The following is an 18,479-nucleotide window of genomic DNA, read 5'->3' on the forward strand; positions in this document are numbered from 1 at the left end:
GTTTCGCGCTCCCGGACTCCCTGGTCTCTCCGGACCCCCGGGTTCAGTCCGTGGGCCCGTGGGCCATGATGCGGCGCAGCTCCTCGCTGAAGTCGGCCGCTGTCGGCTCCAACAGCAGCGCCGCCAGGGGGATGTCCGCCCCCAGCCGTTCCCGGAGGGCCTCGATGACGCGCAGCACCTTGAAGGAATCCCCGCCCAGGTCGAAGAAGTCGTCGTCCCGGCCGACGGCGGGCACCTGGAGGACCTCGCACCACACCTCGGAGACGACGCTCTCCACATCCGGTTCCGCGCCGGCGGGCGCCCGGTGTACGGGCCGCGCGGGCGCGGGTTCGGCCGACCGCTTCGCCGCCCAGGTCTCCAGGAGACTCCGGTCGAGCTTGCCGTTCGGGGTCAGCGGCAGTTCGTCCGTCACCTCGATGGCCGACGGCACCATGTACGGCGGGAGCCAGGTCCGCAGAGCCTCGCGTACGGACGACGGCAGGCTGGCCGTTGCCACGCCCTTCTCGGGCACCACGAACGCGGCGAGACGCTTCTCGGCACCCGAGCCGTGCGCGACGACCGCCGCCTGCCCGACCCCCGTACAGCGTTTGGCGGTCTCCTCGATCTCGCCGGGCTCGATACGGATGCCCCGGATCTTCACCTGCCGGTCGGCGCGGCCGAGGAACTCCAGCACGCCGTCGGGACGCGCCCTGACCAGGTCGCCGGAACGGTAGAAGCGGCTGTCCGGGCTCACCGCGGGCACGTTCGGAAGACGCTCGGCGTCGAGAAAGCGCTCGGCGGTGAGTTCGGGCCGGTTGAAATAGCCGAGGGCGACGCCGGCGCCGCCGATGTAGAGCTCGCCGGTTTCCCCTTCGGCCACCGGAGCGCCCTTCTCGTCGAGGATCCACAGCTCGGTGTCCTGGATGGCGGGGCCGATGAGCACGGTGTCCAGGCCGGGATCGCGCGGCAGCACCCAGGCCGTGCAGTAGATCGTGCACTCACTGGGCCCGTAGATGTTGGTGAGCGAGGCGGTGGAGCGCGAGTGGAAGCGCCTGACCAGGTCGGGGCCGAGCACCTCGCCGCCGGTGAGCACCTGCCGCAGCCCGTCGTACCGTTCGGCGGGATCGCGGGTCAGCAGGAAGAGTTCGAGCTGGGACACGCCGAAGTAGACCGTCGTGATCCCCTGGTCGCGTATCAGCTCCGCGAGATGGTCCGCGTCGCGATGGCGGCCCGGGGCCGCGAGGACGACGGTGGCGCCGGCGAGCAACGGCCAGTACAGCTCGCCGAGATGCATGTCGAACGTGCACACCGTGTGGTGGATCATCCGGTCGCGCTCGTCCATGCGGTGCGTGGTCTGCAGGGCCGTGATCCGTGAGACGAGAGCACGGTGGCTGATCAGCGAGGCCTTGGGACGGCCGGTGGAGCCGGAGGTGTGGATGACGGCGACGGGGTCGTCCGCGGACGCGTCCCCCCGTACGTCCCCTCGTACGGCTTCGGGCGTCGGCGCGTACGTGGCGCACTCCTCGTCCGTCAGGACGACCAGGTCCGACAGGCCGGGTACGTCCGAGAAGCGGTCGCGCAGGGCCGAGTCGGTGAGCACGGCCCGGGGCGCGCAGTCCTGGACGGACCGCAGGATGCGCCGCGGCGGGTCGTCCACGCCGAGTGCCGCGTGGGCGGCGCCCGCGAACATGGCGCCCAGCACGGCCACCACGAACTCGACGGAGCGCTCGTGGTGGATCACGACGCGGTCGCCGGCCCGTACGCCGTGCGCGCGAAGGGCACCGGCGGTTCGTAGAACCCGTTCCCTCAGCTCGCCCATGGTGAGGACGGTCGCGCCGGAGACGATCGCGGGGAGTGCGGGATCGCGCTCCCACCGTTCGAGCAGGAGTGCGTCGAGCCGGTGGTCCGCATCGGTCGACGGGCGGTCGGCGGAGGCCTGGACGGTCGTCATGGAGGTCAACCTCGGTCGGTCCGGATGCGGAGGCTAGGACTGTTGTGCCGCGAACTGGTCGAGATTGCCGGCAAAGGCGTCCACCACCAGGGCGGGGCTCTCCGTCAGGAGCATGTGTCCGCCCGGCAGCCAGACACTGCGGGTGTTCTCGCTGAACAGGGCCCAGTCGGCGGTCCGTTCCTCGGGACACAGCGGGTCCTCGTCCCCGAACACGGTCAGGAGCGGACACCGCAGAAGGGGGTCGGGGCCGGACGAGTAGTCCTCGACGGCACGGATGTCCGCCACGATCGTCGGCAGCACCAGCTTGAGCATCTGCTCGTTGGCGGCGAGCCGTTCCGGGACTCCGCCGAACCCGTCGAGGATCGCCAGTACGTCGTCGGTGTCGTCCGTGTCGCGCAGCAACCGGCGCTCGGGATCGGGCTTCTCGGTCACCGCCCACTGCGAGACGGCCACCATTCCGGCGACGCGGACGCTGTCGTCCCGCTGCAGCGCGCGTACGGCTTCCAGGCCGACGATCGCCCCGAAGCACACCCCGACGACGACCAGCGGGGCGGTGCCGGGCAGGGAACGTGCCGTGGCCACGACGTCGTCGACCAGACCGGGCAGCTCCGGAACGCTCTCCCGGATACGCGTCTCCCTGCCGGGCAGCCGGGCCGTGGCCACCAGCCAGTCGGCCGGCGCGTGCTCCGCGAAGCCCTGGCCGCTCGCCGCGCCGGCTCCGGCGTGCGGAACGATCAGCACGCGTATCGAGGCGTCCTGCGGGTCGGCGCCCCTGAGGGCGAAGGTCTTTGCCGACAACGTTCTGTCACTCTCCATGGTTGGTCCTCGATACCTGGTGTCCGGCCTGACGCCCGTCGTGCCCTTGGGTTTCCGTGCGGGTCCCGCTCTCAGCTCGTCGTGACGAATTCGGCGAGCGCCTGTGCCAGATAGCCGGGGTCCCGGGCCCCGACGAGTTCCCGGGCGGAGTGCATGGACAGGCCGGGCACGCCCACGTCGACCGTCGTCACGCCCAGGCGGGCCGCGGTGATCGGCCCGATCGAAGTACCGCAGGGCATGGCGTTGTTGGACACGAACCGCTGCAACGGCACCCCGGCCCGCTCGCACGCGGCCGCGAACGCGGCGAGCCCGGTGCCGTCGGTGGCGTACCGCTGGTTGACGTTGACCTTCACCACGGGTCCGCCGTTGGGCAGCGGGTGGTTGTCCGGGTCGTGCCGCTCGCTGTAGTTGGGGTGGACCGCGTGGGACATGTCGGCCGAGACGCAGAGCGCGCCCGCCAGCGCCCGCGACCAGTCCTCGCCGCTGCCGCCGCGGGCGGACACTGAGCGGTTCAGTACGCGTTCCAGGAGCGGGCTCTGGGCACCGGTCTCGGAGCCGCTGCCGACCTCCTCGTGGTCGAAGGCGGCCAGCACCGGAACCCGGAACGACTCGGCACCGGCGTCCTTCGCCCAGGCCTCGGTCGCCGCCGTCAGCGCGGTGACCCCCGCGTGCACGGACACCAGGTTGTCCAGGCGCGACGACACCAGGAACTCGCGCTCCGCGCCCAGGTGTGCGGGTGCCTGGATGTCGTGCAGCATCAGGTCCCAGCCGAGGATCTCGGTGGGTTCCAGATCCGCCTCGTACGCGATCCGGCGCAGCAGCGCGCCCTGTTCGGGTCTGCCGAGGGACCAGATCGGCTGGGTCTGGCGCTGCCGGTCCAGGGCCATGGACTCGTTGACCGAGCGGTCGAGATGGATGGCCAACTGCGGTACGCGGAACAGCGGTTCGTCGACCTTGACGAGGGTGGAGCTGCCGTCGCGCAGCGTGAGACGCCCCGAGATGCCCAGGTCCCGGTCGAGCCAGGTGTTGAGCGGGACGCCTCCGTAGATCTCCACGGCGACCTGCCGCCACCCCGCGGAACCGGTGTCGGGCCTCGGCTTGACCCGCAGGTTGGGCGAGTCGGTGTGCGCGCCGACGATCCGGAAGGGGGTGTGGGCGGGCGCGCCCTCGGGGACGTACCAGGCGATGAGCGCACCGCCGCGGGCGACGAAACAGCCGCCGCTGCGCCCCGTCCACTCCTCGGTCTCGCTCAGCTCCGTGAAGCCCGCCTTCTCCAGGCGGCGCGCTGCCTGGGACACGGCGTGGTAGGGCGAGGAGCTGCCCTGGAGGAAGGCGAGCAGGTCCTCGGTGTGGCTGGGGTCGGTGGCCAGGGTCATTCGGCGTCCGCCTTCCGGGGCGTTGTGTGCGTGTCGAGCAGTGCGGCGACCGGACGGTCGGGCCGCGCGCACAAGTCTCCGATCACCGAGACGTACTCGGCGAGCAGTTCTTCGGCCGATTCCCGATCCCAGAGATCGGCCGAATACTCAAGGAAGGTCCGGTAGCCGAGGCCCGGATCACGGCGCGGCGCGAGGCCGAAGACGAGTTCTGCCCGGGCGACCGGCGGGGCCACGTCCTCCACTTCGACGTCGAGGCCGGGGATCTCGATGTCGGAGTCGGCGTAGTTCTGGAAGGCGAGGCCGTTCGGCACCCGGTCGGGGACCTCGGTGGCCCCCGCGTCGCGCATCGCCTGGAGGATGCGGGCGGTGGGCAGCACGTTCGCCATGATGCCGAGGGCGCCCGCGCCGGTGCGGGTCACCAGTTCGGCGACCGTCTCGGCCGGGTCGATCCGCACCCGGACCAGGACGGCCGTGGAGACCACCGACACGAGCGACTCGCAGTCCAGGTCCTCGCGGTTGGCGTACGGGACGCTGAGCAGGACGTCCCGCTCCCCGGAGAGCCGGGCGAGGTGGATGCCGAGCGCGGCGGCCGCCACCGCGAACGGGGTCACGTGCCGGTCGGCCGCCAACTTCTCCATGGCCGCGCGGAGTTCACCGGAAGCGGTCCCGCGTGCCGTGCCGCCGTCGCCGCTCAACCGCTCGGGCCTGGGCCGGTCGGTCGGGGTGTCCAGCCGGCACGGCACCCCCGCCAGATAGTCGGCGCAGTGCGCGGCCCGCCGGTCCTCGGCCGCCGGGTCCTTCGCCTCCAGCTGACGGCGGGCGTAGTGCGTGGCCTGGACCGGGGGCGCGTCGAGTGCGTGCGCGGTACCGGACGCTGCCGCCGTGTAGAGCTCGGCCAGCTCCGCCAGGAGCACGGAGTGGGCCCAGCCGTCGGCGCAGATGTGGTGCATGACGAACATCAGCACCCACTCGTCGCGCTCGACCCGCAGCAGCCTCAGCCGGGGCAGCGTCGGGCGGGTGAGGTCGACGGGCGCCGCGGCCATCGCCCGGCACACCTTGTCGACCCGGGCGGCACGTTTCCCGGGTTCGAGCCGGGTGAGGTCGTCGATCTGCAGCCGCAGCGGGGGCGCGGCGACCACCTCCTGCCACCAGACGCCATCGCCGGCCCCCGATCCGGCTCCGGCTCCGGCTCCCGATCCGGCCCCGCCTCCCGATCCGGCCCCGGCCCCTGCTCCGGCCCCAGCCCCGTCTGCGGGCCCGGCCCCGTCTGCGGCCTCCCGCACGAAGCGGGTACGCAACGAGTGGTGGCGCTCGATCAGTTCGGCGAGGGCCGCGCGCAGGGCGTCCGGGTCCAGGGCGCCCCGGAAGCGGATCCTGGTCGGCACGTTCCAGACCTGCGCCTGGGGAACGGCGTAGTGACCGGCGATCATCCGGTTCTGCTGGTCGCTCGCGGGGGCGCGGTCCACGACCTCGGCGTCGACGGAAGGGGCTGCGGGCTCCCGTGGTCCGCCGCCGAGTTGACGTGCCATCGCGCCCAGGGTCGCGTCCGCGAAGAAGTCCGCAAGGGCGATGTCCACGTGCAGCGCGTCGCGTACGCGGTTGACGAGCCTGATCGCCGCGATCGAATTGCCGCTGAGATCGAAGAAGTTGGAGTCGTCGGACACGTCGTCGACGTCGAGGACCGACTTCCAGACGGTACGGAGTGTCTCCAGGACGGAGGGGGCGGAGGAGGAGAGTTCCGATGGGGCGGGCGCGGTCACGTCCGCGGCCTTCGGCCGAACCGCGGTGTCCCGCACCAGCGCCGCACTGCCCGACACCATGGCGCCCAGGATCCTGTCGAGGTCGCCCAGACAGCCCCGTACCGTCGCCGCGTCGAAGAGATCGGCGTCGTAGCGGATGCGCAGCCGCAGCCCCGAACCGGTGCGGACGGCCATCAACCCCATCTCCAGCGGCGCCGATTCGGAGCCGCCGTCGACCGCTTCGGCGTACAGCCCCGGCAGCCGGATCCCGGCCAGCGGAGCGGTGTCCAGGTCCGCGGAGACGGTGATCAGCGGGCGCGGGTTGCCGGGGTCGGGGTTGACGGCGGCGAGGAGGGCGTCCAGGTCGACGTGTTGATGGGCGTCCGCCGCGAACAGGGCGTCCCGGGTTGCCCGCACGGCTTCGGTCAGCGGTGTCGACTCCGTCAGCGTGGCCCGCAGCGGAAGAAGCGCGACATGGAATCCCACCGTGCCGGCGGTCTCCGGGGTGCGCCGCCCGAAGGTCGAGCCCACGACGAACTCGTCCTGGCCCGAGCGTTCGCGCAGCACCAGCTGCCAGGCGGTGAGGAGCGTGGCGAAGAGCGTGACGCCCTGCCGGCCGCTCCACTCCCGCAGTGCCGCCGTGCGGGAGCCGTCGAGCCGGATCTCGGCGGCGGCCCCGCTGCCCGCCACTCGACGGCCGCGCGGGCGCCGGGTGGGCAGCGCGGGCACCGGAGGCAGCGGGTCGAGGTAGCGCCGCCACCACTCCAGATCGGCCGGGTCCCGATCGGGTCCGGCGGCCCCGACCGTGCTGCCCGCGGGCGCCGCGAACCGCGCGGGGCGCCCCTCGACCGCGGCCTTGTACAGCTCCTCCAGGTCGGCCGCGAGGATTCCGGCCGAGTGCGCGTCGGTGATGATGTGGTGCAGCCCGAGTACGAGCACATGGTCGTCGTCGGCGAGCGTCAGGAGCCGTGGGCTGAACAGCGGGCCCTCGGCAAGGTCGTACGGCCGCGAGCTCTCTTCCCGCAGCACGGCGGCGACGACGGCGTCGTGCTCCTGCCCCCGGGCGTCGGTCACCCGCAACGGAACGCGCATGCCGTGCCGTACGACCTGCAGTACCGTCTCGTCGCCACCGCCCGGGCGGAACACGGTCCGCAGCCCGGCATGCCGCTCGACCAGCCCGTCCACCGCGGCGGCGAGCGCCTCCCTGTCCAGCGGGCCGCGCAGCCGTACGGCCTGGATCTCGTTGTACGCGGCCGGGTCGCCGATCAGTTGGGAGGCGAGCCAGATCCGGCGCTGGGCGTCGGTCGCGGGCGCGGAGACATCGTTGCCAGGAGGCCTGGCCGCAGGCCCGGCCTCCTGGTGACGCTCGCGCAGCGTGTCGAGGTGTTCGAGCCCGGAGCGCATCAGGTCGGCGGGCATGCCGAAGTCGACGAGGGCGGCGATCTCGTCGACGCCCGCCTCGTACAGCGCGTCCACCACGGGCGCGCAGGTCTCCGGCGTACCGATCAGGGCTCGCTCGTCGCAGTACCCGTCGTACGCCCGGCGGAAGAGGTACTCCAGGTCCTCCTCGCTCGCCGTGGCCACGTCCCGCGGATCGCCGCCCGGCGTGCCCAGCGCGCCCAACGCGCCCAGTGCGCTCGCCGCGGAGCGCATCTGCAGCGAGGAGCGCAGATAGCGGGTCATCGGCTCCAGCGCCTGGGCGCGCGCCGTCGCGTGGTCGTCGCCGAGGTAGGTGTGCAGGAGGACGGTCACCCGGCCGGTGCCGGGGTCGAGACCGTGCTGCTCGCGGGCCTTGCGGTAGTAGCCGATGTTCTCGGCGAGTTCGGCGACCGTCTGGCTCATCAGGTTGGTGACGATGCCCAGACCGCGCCGCGCCGCCTCCTCGTACGACTCACGCCGCCCCGAGGTCGCGAGGAACATGGGCGGCATGTCCTGCACCGGACGCGGATGGATACGTACCGCGGTCTCCCCGCCGTCCCCGGTCCGCCGCGACAGCGTGCCGCCGCTCCACAGGGTCCGTACGTCGTCGAGATGGGCGAAGCCGATCTCCTTGCGGCGGGCGAAGCGGTCGGGGTGGAGGGCGAAGTCCTGCGCGTGCCAGCCGGTGGCACAGCCGATGCCGACGCGGCCGCCGGAGAGGTTGTCGACGACCGACCACTCCTCGGCGATCCGGACGGGGTCGTGCAGCGGCAGTACGACGGAACCCGCGTTCAGCCGGATCCGGTCGGTCTCGCGGGCCAGCGCTGCCGCGAGCACGGACGGGTTGGGGAAGAGGCCGCCGAAGGAGTGGAAGTGCCGCTCCGGCACCCAGAGGGAACTGAAGCCCCGCTCGTCGGCGAAGCGGGCCGACTCCATGATCTGGTCGTAGGCGTCGGAGGGGCGGGGTGAGTTGGGCCGGCCGTCCGCGTCTCCCTCCTTGCCCGCGGCGGGCTCCGCATCCGGGTAGTCGCCGAAGAAGTACAGGCCGAAGTCGGCGGCCGGGCGAGGGCGTGTCGCCTTCGGCCGCGGCTGCGAATGCGCGCCCAGGTCAGGGCTGGGGCTCGGGCGGGTCGTGGGGAAGAAGCCGCCCTCGCGCAGGGCTCGCAGGGAGTCCTTCACGGCGTCCGAGACGCGCTCGACGTCCGCGTCGGTGTGGGCGGTGGAGAGATAGAAGCTGCGCCACTCCCACACGTAGATGCCGCGCAACAGCAGGTGCTGGTAGAGCAGTTCCATGTCGGCCCGGTGCGTGAACCGGAACATGGACCCGAAGTGGCTGAGTTCCAGGGGGAATTCCTCGGCCCTGAAGAACTCGTTCAGGCCTTCGGCCAGCATGTCGGTGCGGGCGTTGAGCCGTTCCTGGAGGGCGGGACCCTCGGCGGCGAGATGGGTGAGGACCGCCTTGGCCGCCGCCATGGACAGCGGGTGCTGCATGTACGTACCGCCGAAGAAGGTGGTCTCGGTCTCCGGGCGGCTGTCGTCGCCATACCGCCAGAAGCCGCCGTCGACCCCGTCCAGGATGTCGGCGCGGCCCGCGATCGCGCCGACCGGGAAGCCGCTGCCGAGCGCCTTGCCGTAGGTGGCGAGGTCCGGGACGACGCCGAAGTGGTGCTGTGCGCCGCGCGGATGGGGGCGCAGGCCTGTGAGCATCTCGTCGAAGAGCAGCACGATTCCGCGGCGCCGCGTGAGATCGCGCAGTTCCCGCAGGAACGCGACGGGGCGCAGGGCGGGGTTGCGGCACTGGACCGGCTCGACGAGGACCGCCGCGATGGTGTCGCCGAGCGCGTCGACGGTGTCGAGGGCTTCCTGGCTGCCGTATTCGAGGACGATCAGCTCGGAGACGGCGCTGTGCGGGATGCCGTGCGAGACGGGTACGGCGTGGGTGCCGTCCGGTCCCGGGCGGCCCAGCACGGAGTCGATGTGGCCGTGGTACGAGCCGCGGAACATGACGACGCGATCGCGTCCGGTGGCGGCGCGGGCCAGCCGGATGGCGGCGGAGTTGGCCTCGGTGCCGGAACCCGCGAACGCCACGCGTTCCATGCCGGTCAAGTCAGCCAGCAACTGGGCGACTTCACCGGCCTCGACCGGCCGCGGGCCGAAGCGCAGGCCCCGCGCGAGGTGCTCCCGTACGGCCTCGGTGACGATCTCCGGCTCATGGCCGAGCAGCAGCGCGCCGAAGCCCATGGTGATGTCGGTGTACTCGTTGCCGTCCACGTCGGTCAGGCGCGCGCCCCGGGCCGAGCGGGCCGCGAGCGGGTACAGCGTCTCCTTCGTGGAGCGCCGGAACCCGACGACGGCCCGGCTGTCGGCAAGCACGGCACGCTGCCGCTGGGCCAACTCCTTTGATGTACGGGTCCGTTCGGCCAGCCGCCGTCCGAGCTCGACGGCGTGCGCCTGCTGACCTTCGCCGGCACCGGCACCGTCGCCGACCATGCCGGAGCCTTCGGGGAGGGTTACGCGGGGGCCGTGGAGGGTGGGTTGCGGGGCGGGTGTGGAGAGGGGGGCTGGTGCGGAGAGAGGGGCTGGTATGGAGGTGGGGGCGACGGGGGGCGGGGCTGCGGGGGCGGGTGCTGCCGAGACCGGGGCCTGGGCCGGAGCCGGAGCCGGGGCCTGAGGGTGGGTCGAGGTTGCTCCGGGCGGCCCCGCCGCCGAATGTCGCTTGGCCGCCGCGAGTTGCGCCGTGAGCTTCCGGGAGAGTTCCGCGGCCCGGTCCGCCGCCGTCGTACTCATCGGGCACGCTCGGCGCCGAGCAGGGCTATCGCCTCGGAGAGCTGCGTCAGCATGGCCGCCTGCGTCTCGGCGAGCAGATCGACCTGCCGACGGAGCTCGGCCACCTCGGAGCGGAGCTCGTACTCCGGGCCTGCGGGCGCCGGGCCCACAGGCGCCGGGCCCACGGGCGCCGGGGCGGTCGCAGCCAAGGGCGCCGGGGCAGAGGCAAAGGCAGGAGCGGCAGCAGCAGACGTAGAAGCAGGGGCAGGAGCAGGAGCGGCAGCAACAGACGGCGAAGCAAGGGCAGGGGCAGGCGCAGAAGCAGGAGCAGCAACAGCAGACGTAGAAGCAGGGGGCGCCGGGGCAGGCGTCGGCGCAGCCGCAGGCCCCGTGCCAACGTCGACCGGCGGCTGCCCACCCTCCGGCCCCGAAGCCGGCCGCCCCGCCCTCGCCGCGATCAGCCGGGCCGTGAGTTCAGGCGTGCCCGCCTCCTCAAGGATCTCCCGGACGGACGTCCGCACGCCGAACTCGCTCTCCAACTGCCGCAGCAGTCCGATGAGTTGCAGCGAGTCCGCGCCGAGGCCGACGAACGTCTGCCCGGCGCCGAGCTCGTCGGCTCGGTAACCGAGATGCCGGGCCGTGAGCTCCCGTACCCGTTCGAGTACTGCCTGTTCGGTCATGCCGTCCTCCACTGAACCTTCCCTTGCAGGTAATCGGTCCACTGCCGGACCGGGATGCGGTGGCGGGCCGGTCCAGTACGACCGGTGCTGGAACGGGTAGAGGGGCAGCGGGATCCGGCGTCCCCCGGAGCCGTCGAGGAGCGCCGCCCAGTCGAGGTCCACCCCGGCACAGTGCAGCCGGGCCGCCGCCGCCCACAGGCCGTCGATGTCCGCGCCCCCACGCCCCTGCGTCGGCACGCAGAGGGTCTCCGGTACGGCACGCCGGGCCATGCCGGTCAGCGGCGCACCGGGCCCGAGCTCGACCAGGACGGCCCTGGACGCGAGCGTGCGCAGCACGGCGTGGAAGTCCACGGTGTGCCGCGCCTGCCGTACGAGGTGTCCGGCGTCGGGCAGCCAGCCCACGGGATACGCCGTACCGTCCAGCCCACTGACGAACTCCACCTGTACGGGCCGGAGTTCGGCCTTGTCCGCGGCCGCGCGCAGCTCGTCGAGCATCGGGTCGAGCAGCGCCGTGTGGAAGGCGCGGTCGACGGGGAGCCGCTCGCCCGCCACATCGTGCTCGGCCAGCCACGCCCGGGCCGCCTCGACCGCGGCCGGCGGACCGGCCACGACGTGATGCGCGGGACCGTTGGACACCGCCAGTTCGAGGCGCCCGTACCGCCTCGCGTCGATGTCCCCGAGCAGCCGCCGTACGTGTTCCGGCGGGGCGAACACGGCCAGCATCGCGCCGGGTTCGGTGTCGTGCATGAGCCGGCCCCTGCGGCAGACGAGCCGCATGCCGTCCTCCGGCGACAGGGCTCCCGCGACGCACAGAGCCGCGTACTCGCCGACACTGTGCCCGGCGACGGCCGAAGGTCGCACACCGAACCCCTGCCAGAGCCGGGCCTGTGCCACTTGCAGGGCGAACAGCGCGGGCTGGGCGAAGTCGGTGTCCCACCGCTCAGGGCCCCGGCCACCGACGATCCGGTCGAGGAAGTCCAGTTCCCCGGTTTCCTCCTCATGGATGCGGGCGCACCGCGCCAGGACGTCGGCCACCACGGGGAAGCGGCCGGCGAGCGCCGCGGCCATTCCAGGCCGGCCGCCGCCCTGCCCGCTGAAGACGTACGCGGGTGTGACCGGGGCCGGGGTGTCCACGGTTCCGGTGCAGTAGGCGGCGGTGGCAGGCGCGGGGCGCCCCGGATCCGCCAGGAAGGCGTCGAGACCGCGGACGAGCCCTCCGACAAGGTTGTCGGCCGGGCCATCGACGGGTGTGCCTTCGAAGGGCGCTGTGGGGGCGGGCGCGGTGACGACAAGCCGGTGGCGCAGGTGCCGGCGCCCGAGCGCGGCCGTCGTGAGGAGGTCGGCCGGTGCCATGTCCGGGCGCCGCACCAGGGCGTCGCGGAAGGAACGGGCGTACTCCTCCAGGGCTTTGGGGCTGTGCGCGGAGAGCGGCAGGAGGGCGGGCACAGGGACGCCGTCGCCCCGGACCGTGCCAACGGGGGCAGGCGGGGCCTCTTCCAGGATCACATGGGCGTTGGTGCCTCCCATCCCGATGGAGTGCACACCCGCCCGCCGGGGCCCGTCACCCGGCAACGGCCACGGCACGGCACTCTGCGGGAGCGTGAACGGGCTTTCCTCGACGCCGAGTTGCGGGTTGGGCCGGGTCAGGTTCACCAGCGGCGGGACGACGCCGTGGCGCAGCACCAGGATCGCCTTGAGCAGCCCCGCGAGACCCGCCGCGCTGTCCAGGTGCCCGATGGCGGGCTTGGTGGACCCGAGCGCGCAGAAGCCCTTGCGGTCGGTGTGCCGCCGGAACGCCTCACTGAGCGCGGCGAATTCGATCGGATCACCCTTGTAGGTGCCGGTCCCGTGCGCCTCCAGATAGCCGATCGTCTCGGCCCCAACGCCGGCGCGGTGCAACGCGCCGAGCACGGCATCGCGCTGGCCCGCGACCCCCGGAGCGGCGAAACCCGCCTTGTCCGCACCGTCGTTGGTGACCGCGGAGCCCAGGATGACGGCGTGCACGGTGTCGCCGTCGGCGAGTGCGTTGGCCAGCGGCTTGAGGAGTACGGCGGCCACCCCGTTGCCGCCGACCGTGCCGTCCGCAGCGGCGTCGAAGGCCCGTACCGCACCGGACTTGGAGATCGTCGAGCCCTTCACATGGCGGTGCCCGGTGACCTGCGGCAGATGCAAGGCGGCCGACCCCACCACCATGAGGTCCGCGTCGCCCGCGAGCAGCGCCTGACAGGCCAGATGGACCGAGACGAGCCCGCTGGAACAGGCGGTCGCGACATTCACCGCCGGACCGTCGAGTCCGAGCCGGAACGCGGCCCGGTTGGCGGTGAAGTCCGGGTAGTTGCCGACCTGGATCTGCTTGACCGTGGTCCAGTCGTCGGCGCGGCCCGACTCGCCGATGTTGGACGCCAGATAGCTGTGCAGGGAGTAGAGCCGATAGCCGACGCTGGCGTAGACCCCGATCCGTACGCTCCCGGTCCGGCCGCTTCCGCCGCCCCTCTGGCTGCCGGCGTGGCCACCGTCCTCCAGCGCGTGGTGAGCGCACTCCAGGAACAGCCGCTGCTGGGGGTCGGTCAGGGTGGCCTCCCGCCCGCTCATCCCGAAGAACCCGGCGTCGAAGCCGTCGATGCCGTGCAGCAGCGCGCTCGCTCCGGTGAAGTCGGGGTCCCGGTAGAGCTCCTCGGGCAGGCCCGCGGCGGCGAACTCGGAGTCGGTGAAGGGCCGTACGTGGGACACGCCGGACCTGATGTCGTGCCAGTACTGCTCGGGTGTGTCAGCCCCCGGAAACCTCAGCGCCATCCCGATGACCGCCACGCGCGGGTCCTGCACCGCTCTCCCCCTTCCCGACCTTCCCGTCCTTCCCCTCCCGTTCCTCGCTCCCCGGCACGGTTTCCTGCGGTTCCGGCGGTTTCTGCGGTTCCTGGACTGGGCGCCCCCGCAGCACCCGGGCCACGTACACCAGGGCGAGGACGATGGCGGCGCCGTGCGCGACGCCGACGACCGACAGCGGTGTGAAGACGTCGAGGGCCGCGGCGACCACGATCATGCCGACGCCGAACCCGAGGTTCTCCACCGTGGCGGAGAGCCCGAAGGCGTGGGTGCGCAGGGGGTTCGGCAGGGTCTGCAGATGCGAGGTGTACGACACCTCGGTCAGGCCGTCGGCCGCGCCGGCCAGCAGCGCGATCAGCACCGTCGCGGCCCAGGGGAGCCCGGCGAAGGCCAGGATGAAGGTGCCCGACATGGCGATGGTGCCGAGCCCGAAGCCCAGGGCGCCGACCGAGCGTCCCGTCCGCTTGGTGTACCTCTGCAGTACCTGCTGGACGAGGACGTTGCCGAGCGCCCAGACGCACCAGAAGACGCTGACGAACACGGCCGGGTTGTCGGCGTCGAGTTCGGTGGAGTACACGGGCAGCGCCGCGTTGTGCGAGGAGGAGCCCAGCGCGTCGATCCCGCGCAGCGCCACCATCAGCCCGAGCACCGGAACCGCACCGAGCGCCACGAGAGCGGCGGGCACCCGCCGCCGCCCCGACCCATCGACGCCGTCTCCCCCTTGGCCGCCCTGGTTGTCCTCTTCATCCCTGCCGTCGTCGCTGTGGGCCGGGCCCATGGGCATCGGGAGGAAGAGGACGGTCAGGGCGCAGACGAGGAAGGTGGCCATGTCCACGAGGAAGGCGGCGGTGTAGCCGAGCAACGACACGACCACGCCCGACGAGGCGAACCCGGCCACCATCGCCATCGAACGCCCGCTGACCATCAGCGAGTTGGCCCAGGTGTGCCGCCCCTCGCCGACCATGTCCGGGATGGAGCTGCGCAGGGTGACCATGAACAGGGTGCCCGAGGCCCCGACGACCGCGGAGACGGCGAACAGCGTGCCCGTACGGAATCCGTCGGGAGCAAGCACCAGCAGGAGCAGCGCGGCAGCCTGGGCCACGTTGGCCCAGAACATGACGCCCTTCACGGACCAGCGGGCCAGGACGGCCGCGGCGGCGAGCCCCGCGACGAACCCCGCGGCGAGTCGTACGGCCATGAACACACCGACGGCCAGCGCCCGGTCCGTGACCGCGTAGACGTACAGGCTGAGCGCCACGACATTGAGGAAGGTGCCGTACGAGGAGATCGCGTAGCCGGTGACCAGGATCCGGTACCGGCGTTCCTGAAGCGCTGCCGTACCGGACGTCACGAACGAACCTGCGCCAGGACGTCCTCGTGCCGTACAGAGTCGGGCATGGCGGCATCCTTTGCGAACACATGGGCGAAGGGGCTCCGCGCACCATAGGCAACCGGGCCCGCAGTTCGCAGGCAGAAGCCCGAACTCATGATTTTTATACGGCAGTTGCGAAGCATGACGACTTCCGCGACGCACGGCAACAGTGCTCTCGGGGCAACGTTTTCTCAGGACGACTCCGGGCGGTACTCACACAGCCGGAGACGTGTGAACCTACCGCCCCGCCCGCTGCCGGAGTTCGCCGAGGATCTCGGGAATCGTGTCCGGGTCCTGTGCCGTCACAACCACCACGACCTCGTCCTCCGGGGAGGGCCACTCGGCGGCGATCCGTACGGCCGGGTGGTCCACGAGGCGGGACAGCAGCGCCGGGAGGTCACTGTCGGCGGGGACCGGGAGGAGGTGCATCGCCGCGGTGGTCACGAAGGGAGCGGGGGACGGCAGTTCGCCGTCCGCGAGGGTCTCGACGAGGGAGCGGTACGGCTGCGTGGCGCCGTTGGTGGCGAGCGGCACGAGATGGGAGTTGATCAGGTCGCCGCCGAGGCGTGCGCCGATCTCCAGGACGACGGGGCCCTCGGACGCGTAGCGCAGGTCCACGTGAAAGCCGCCGGCCTCTATGCCCACGGCGCGCACAGCGGCCTCGGCCGCCTCGCGCACCCGGGCGAGCCGCTCCGGGGTGAGCGCCGAGGGGACGACCGTGGTGGTGGTACGGAGTTCCCCAGGCGCCAGGTACTTGTCGGACACGGCGAGGGTCACCACCTCGCCGCCGTGCACGAGCCCGGAGACCGAGTGCTCGCTGCCGTCGACGAGTTCCTCGACCAGGAAGGAGTCGGAGTCCTCGTAGTTGAGGGACGTGAGCTTCATAAGCTCGTCCGGTTCCGTGTCCGCGTCGATCACGGCCGACCCGCGGCCCCCCGAGGAGTGGGCGAGCTTGAAGACGAGCGGAAGACCCAACTCCCCCACCGCGGCCTTCAGCTCGTCGGCCGTGGTCCCGCTGCGCCAGCGGGGGTTGAGGCCGTGCGGTTCGAGGGCCCGGCGCTGCGCGGCCTTGTCGAGGCACACCGCGGCCGCGGCGACCGAGGGACCGCGCAGACCGAGCGCCTCGGCGACCCTGGCGGCGACGTCCACGTACCGGTCGCCCCAGCACAGCACCGCCGCGGGTTCGTGCCCGCCGTCCCGTGCCTGTCGCAGGGCGCGGGCCGCCACATCCTCGGCGGACTCCGCCCGGCCGAAGGCGGCGACCCGGTCGTCGGGCAACCCGGTATGGCCAAGGCCGGTGTCGGAGTGGACGTACACGGCGAGACCCAGCTCCACCGCGGCATCGATCTCGGGCCGCCACTCCAGGGGTGAGCGGCGCAGGCCGAGATGGAGGACTGAACGGTCGGGGGACATGCGGGGGCCTTCCAGAAACGGGTGCACCGGCGGGAGCCGGAAGGCGACGGGAGCACGGGCCACAACAAGGCCGCGGCGGACACGTAGCGCCACGGGTACTCCGGGACTCCGGGACGCTGTGCAGGCCCCCGTTCACGCTTTCCGAGGCACAGTCCCCCGGCGTGCACAGCACTCACCCAGCACCACAAGCCCCACCCACCAAAAGCAAAAGCCCCAGGTCACGGCGAGTGAGTCCTGAGGCTTCCACAGAGCCGCCTTCGGGATTCGAACCCGAGACCTACGCATTACGAGTGCGTTGCTCTGGCCATCTGAGCTAAGGCGGCGCGCTGCCAGAACTATGGTGCGATCGGCAACGTGCGTAAGTCTACACAGTTTCGGGGGGTGCTCCGAACAGCCCTCGGGAGCACCCCCGGCGGACCACGTGATCACGCCCCTGAGCAGCGCTTTCCGTTCTTCGGAGGGGTGCCTTCGAGGAGGTAGCCGTTGATCGCGGAATCGATGCAGGCACTGCCCCGCCCGTAGGCCGTGTGGCCGTCGCCGTCGTAGGTGAGGAGGGTGCCGGAGGCGAGCTGGGAGGCGAGGGCCTGGGCCCAGCGGTAGGGGGTCGCGGGGTCACGGACGGTGCCGACGACGACGATGGGGGCGGCACCCCGCGCCTCGATGCTGTGGGCTTCGCCGGTCGCCTTCACCGGCCAGTACGCGCAGTTCAACGAGGCCCAGGCGAGGCTCTCGCCGAAGACCGGGGAGGCCTGCTCGAAGGAGGGGAGCGCTTCCTTCACCTCCTCGGGCGAGGAGAACGCGGCCGGCAGGTCCAGGCAGTTGACCGCCGCGTTGGCGAACATCAGGTTCTCGTACTTGCCGTCGGAGTCGCGCTCGTAGTAGCTGTCGGAGAGGGCGAGCAGGCCCGCGCCGTCCTTGTCCTTCATGGCCATGTCGAGGGCGTCGCGCAGTTGGGGCCAGGTCCCTTCGTCGTACATCGCGGCGATGACGCCCGTCGTGGCCAGCGCCTCGCCCAGCTTGCGGCCGTCCGCGTCGCCCGTCTCGATGGGGGCGCCGTCCAACTGCCGGAAGAAGGCCTTCAGGTTCTTGCCGACCTGCTCCGTCGTCGTGCCCGCGCCGCCCAGCGGGCAGTCCGACTCCTGCACGCAGTCCTTGGCGAAGGACTGGAACGCCGTCTCGAAGCCCGCCGTCTGGTCCTGGTTCGTCTTGCGCGCGGGCAGCGACGGGTCCAGCGCGCCGTCCAGGACTAGCCGGCCGACCCGCTCCGGATACAAGCCCGCGTACGTCGCCCCCAGAAACGTGCCGTACGAAGCACCCACGTACGTCAGCTTCTCGTCGCCCAGCGCCGCGCGCACGAGGTCCATGTCACGGGCCGCCTCGACCGTGGACATATGGCGCAGCAGGTTCCCCGCGCGCCGCCCGCAGCCCTCCGCGAACTCCTTGAAGGCATCGACCAGTTCACCGGTCTCACGCGCGTTGTCGGGGGTCGTGTCCGTCTGCGTGTACGTGTCCATCTCGCGCCCGGTGAGGCATTCGACAGGCTCGCTGCGGGCGACGCCGCGCGGGTCGACCGCGATCATGTCGTAGCGGGCGCGGACCTTCGCCGGATACCCGATTCCGGCGTACGCCTGGAGGTAGCCGACCGCCGAACCGCCCGGCCCGCCCGGGTTGACCAGCAGCGAACCGAGCCGCTTGCCCGGACCCGTGGCCTTCTTGCGGGAGACGGCCAGCTTGACGTCGCCCTTGGCCGGCTCGGCGTAGTCGAGCGGGGCCTTCAGCGTGGTGCACTCGAAGCCGGAGACACCGCAGGCCCGCCAGGCCGGCCGCTGGTCGTAGTACGGGGCCAGCGCCGACGGGGTGGCCTCGGGCAGCGCGCGCAGCGCGGCCGCCGCCCCGGCCGGGCTCGCGGAACTCGTCGAACTCCCCGCGGAGCAGGCGGAGACGAGCAGTCCGGCGACAGCGAGCAACGTGCCGCACGCGCGAAGGGATCGGTTGGCCCTAGATGACCTGGGCCGGCGCCTGGTGTACATCAAGTGAGCGTAACCCTGCGCGACAAATCGGTCGCCCAGAGTCGTCAACCCGACCTCGTACGAGTGACGCCGTCAACACCGGACCGGACGGCACGGCACGGCACGCATGGCGGGC

At 72.1% G+C, this 18,479-nt stretch carries 8 protein-coding genes and 1 tRNA gene; all 9 read right to left on the reverse strand.

Annotated features, from left to right (window positions below; all coding sequences use genetic code 11):
- Positions 1–43: 43 nt before the first annotated feature.
- On the reverse strand, positions 44–1,930 hold the full coding sequence (locus ACFWXQ_RS31435) for an amino acid adenylation domain-containing protein (protein WP_383935683.1): 1,887 nt from the start codon (positions 1,928–1,930) through the stop codon (positions 44–46).
- Positions 1,931–1,963: 33 nt separating this feature from the next.
- Positions 1,964–2,746 carry a thioesterase II family protein gene (locus ACFWXQ_RS31440; RefSeq protein ID WP_383935681.1) on the reverse strand — a complete coding sequence of 261 codons (783 nt, stop codon included), beginning with the start codon at positions 2,744–2,746 and terminating at the stop codon, positions 1,964–1,966.
- A gap of 71 nt (positions 2,747–2,817) precedes the next feature.
- Positions 2,818–4,122: a M18 family aminopeptidase gene (locus ACFWXQ_RS31445; protein ID WP_383935679.1), complete on the reverse strand. Its 1,305-nt coding sequence runs from the start codon at positions 4,120–4,122 to the stop codon at positions 2,818–2,820.
- The gene (locus ACFWXQ_RS31450) at positions 4,119–9,770 is read right to left on the reverse strand and encodes a MupA/Atu3671 family FMN-dependent luciferase-like monooxygenase (protein WP_383935677.1); all 5,652 of its coding nucleotides are present in this window, start codon (positions 9,768–9,770) and stop codon (positions 4,119–4,121) included. Before ACFWXQ_RS31450 ends, ACFWXQ_RS31445 begins: the two co-directional genes overlap by 4 nt.
- 293 nt (positions 9,771–10,063) lie before the next feature.
- A complete protein-coding gene (locus ACFWXQ_RS31455) occupies positions 10,064–13,549 on the reverse strand; it encodes a type I polyketide synthase (RefSeq protein WP_383935675.1) in 3,486 nt (1,161 codons plus the stop codon).
- The gene (locus ACFWXQ_RS31460) at positions 13,494–14,900 is read right to left on the reverse strand and encodes an MFS transporter (protein WP_383935673.1); all 1,407 of its coding nucleotides are present in this window, start codon (positions 14,898–14,900) and stop codon (positions 13,494–13,496) included. The genes ACFWXQ_RS31455 and ACFWXQ_RS31460 overlap by 56 nt, the downstream gene beginning before the upstream one ends.
- Positions 14,901–15,158: 258 nt before the next feature.
- Complete coding sequence (locus tag ACFWXQ_RS31465) at positions 15,159–16,334, reverse strand: acetyl-CoA carboxylase biotin carboxylase subunit family protein (RefSeq protein ID WP_383935671.1); 1,176 nt, start codon at positions 16,332–16,334, stop codon at positions 15,159–15,161.
- 249 nt (positions 16,335–16,583) lie between these two features.
- Positions 16,584–16,657 (reverse strand) — tRNA-Thr (locus ACFWXQ_RS31470).
- A 102-nt stretch (positions 16,658–16,759) separates the two neighbouring features.
- The gene (locus tag ACFWXQ_RS31475; protein ID WP_383935669.1) at positions 16,760–18,364 is read right to left on the reverse strand and encodes an alpha/beta hydrolase; all 1,605 of its coding nucleotides are present in this window, start codon (positions 18,362–18,364) and stop codon (positions 16,760–16,762) included.
- Positions 18,365–18,479: the final 115 nt, after the last annotated feature.

The organism is Streptomyces sp. NPDC058697 (assembly GCF_042715345.1).
In the GTDB taxonomy this organism is placed as follows: Bacteria; Actinomycetota; Actinomycetes; order Streptomycetales; family Streptomycetaceae; genus Streptomyces; species Streptomyces liliifuscus.

What these genes read in the sequence shown, in the direction of transcription:
- ACFWXQ_RS31435 (WP_383935683.1), bottom strand. Translation starts at nt 1,930, where the DNA reads ATGACGACCGTCCAGGCCTCCGCCGACCGCCCGTCGACCGATGCGGAC.
- ACFWXQ_RS31440 (WP_383935681.1), bottom strand. Translation starts at nt 2,746, where the DNA reads ATGGAGAGTGACAGAACGTTGTCGGCAAAGACCTTCGCCCTCAGGGGC.
- ACFWXQ_RS31445 (WP_383935679.1), bottom strand. Translation starts at nt 4,122, where the DNA reads ATGACCCTGGCCACCGACCCCAGCCACACCGAGGACCTGCTCGCCTTC.
- ACFWXQ_RS31450 (WP_383935677.1), bottom strand. Translation starts at nt 9,770, where the DNA reads ATGGTCGGCGACGGTGCCGGTGCCGGCGAAGGTCAGCAGGCGCACGCC.
- ACFWXQ_RS31465 (WP_383935671.1), bottom strand. Translation starts at nt 16,334, where the DNA reads ATGTCCCCCGACCGTTCAGTCCTCCATCTCGGCCTGCGCCGCTCACCC.
- ACFWXQ_RS31475 (WP_383935669.1), bottom strand. Translation starts at nt 18,364, where the DNA reads ATGTACACCAGGCGCCGGCCCAGGTCATCTAGGGCCAACCGATCCCTT.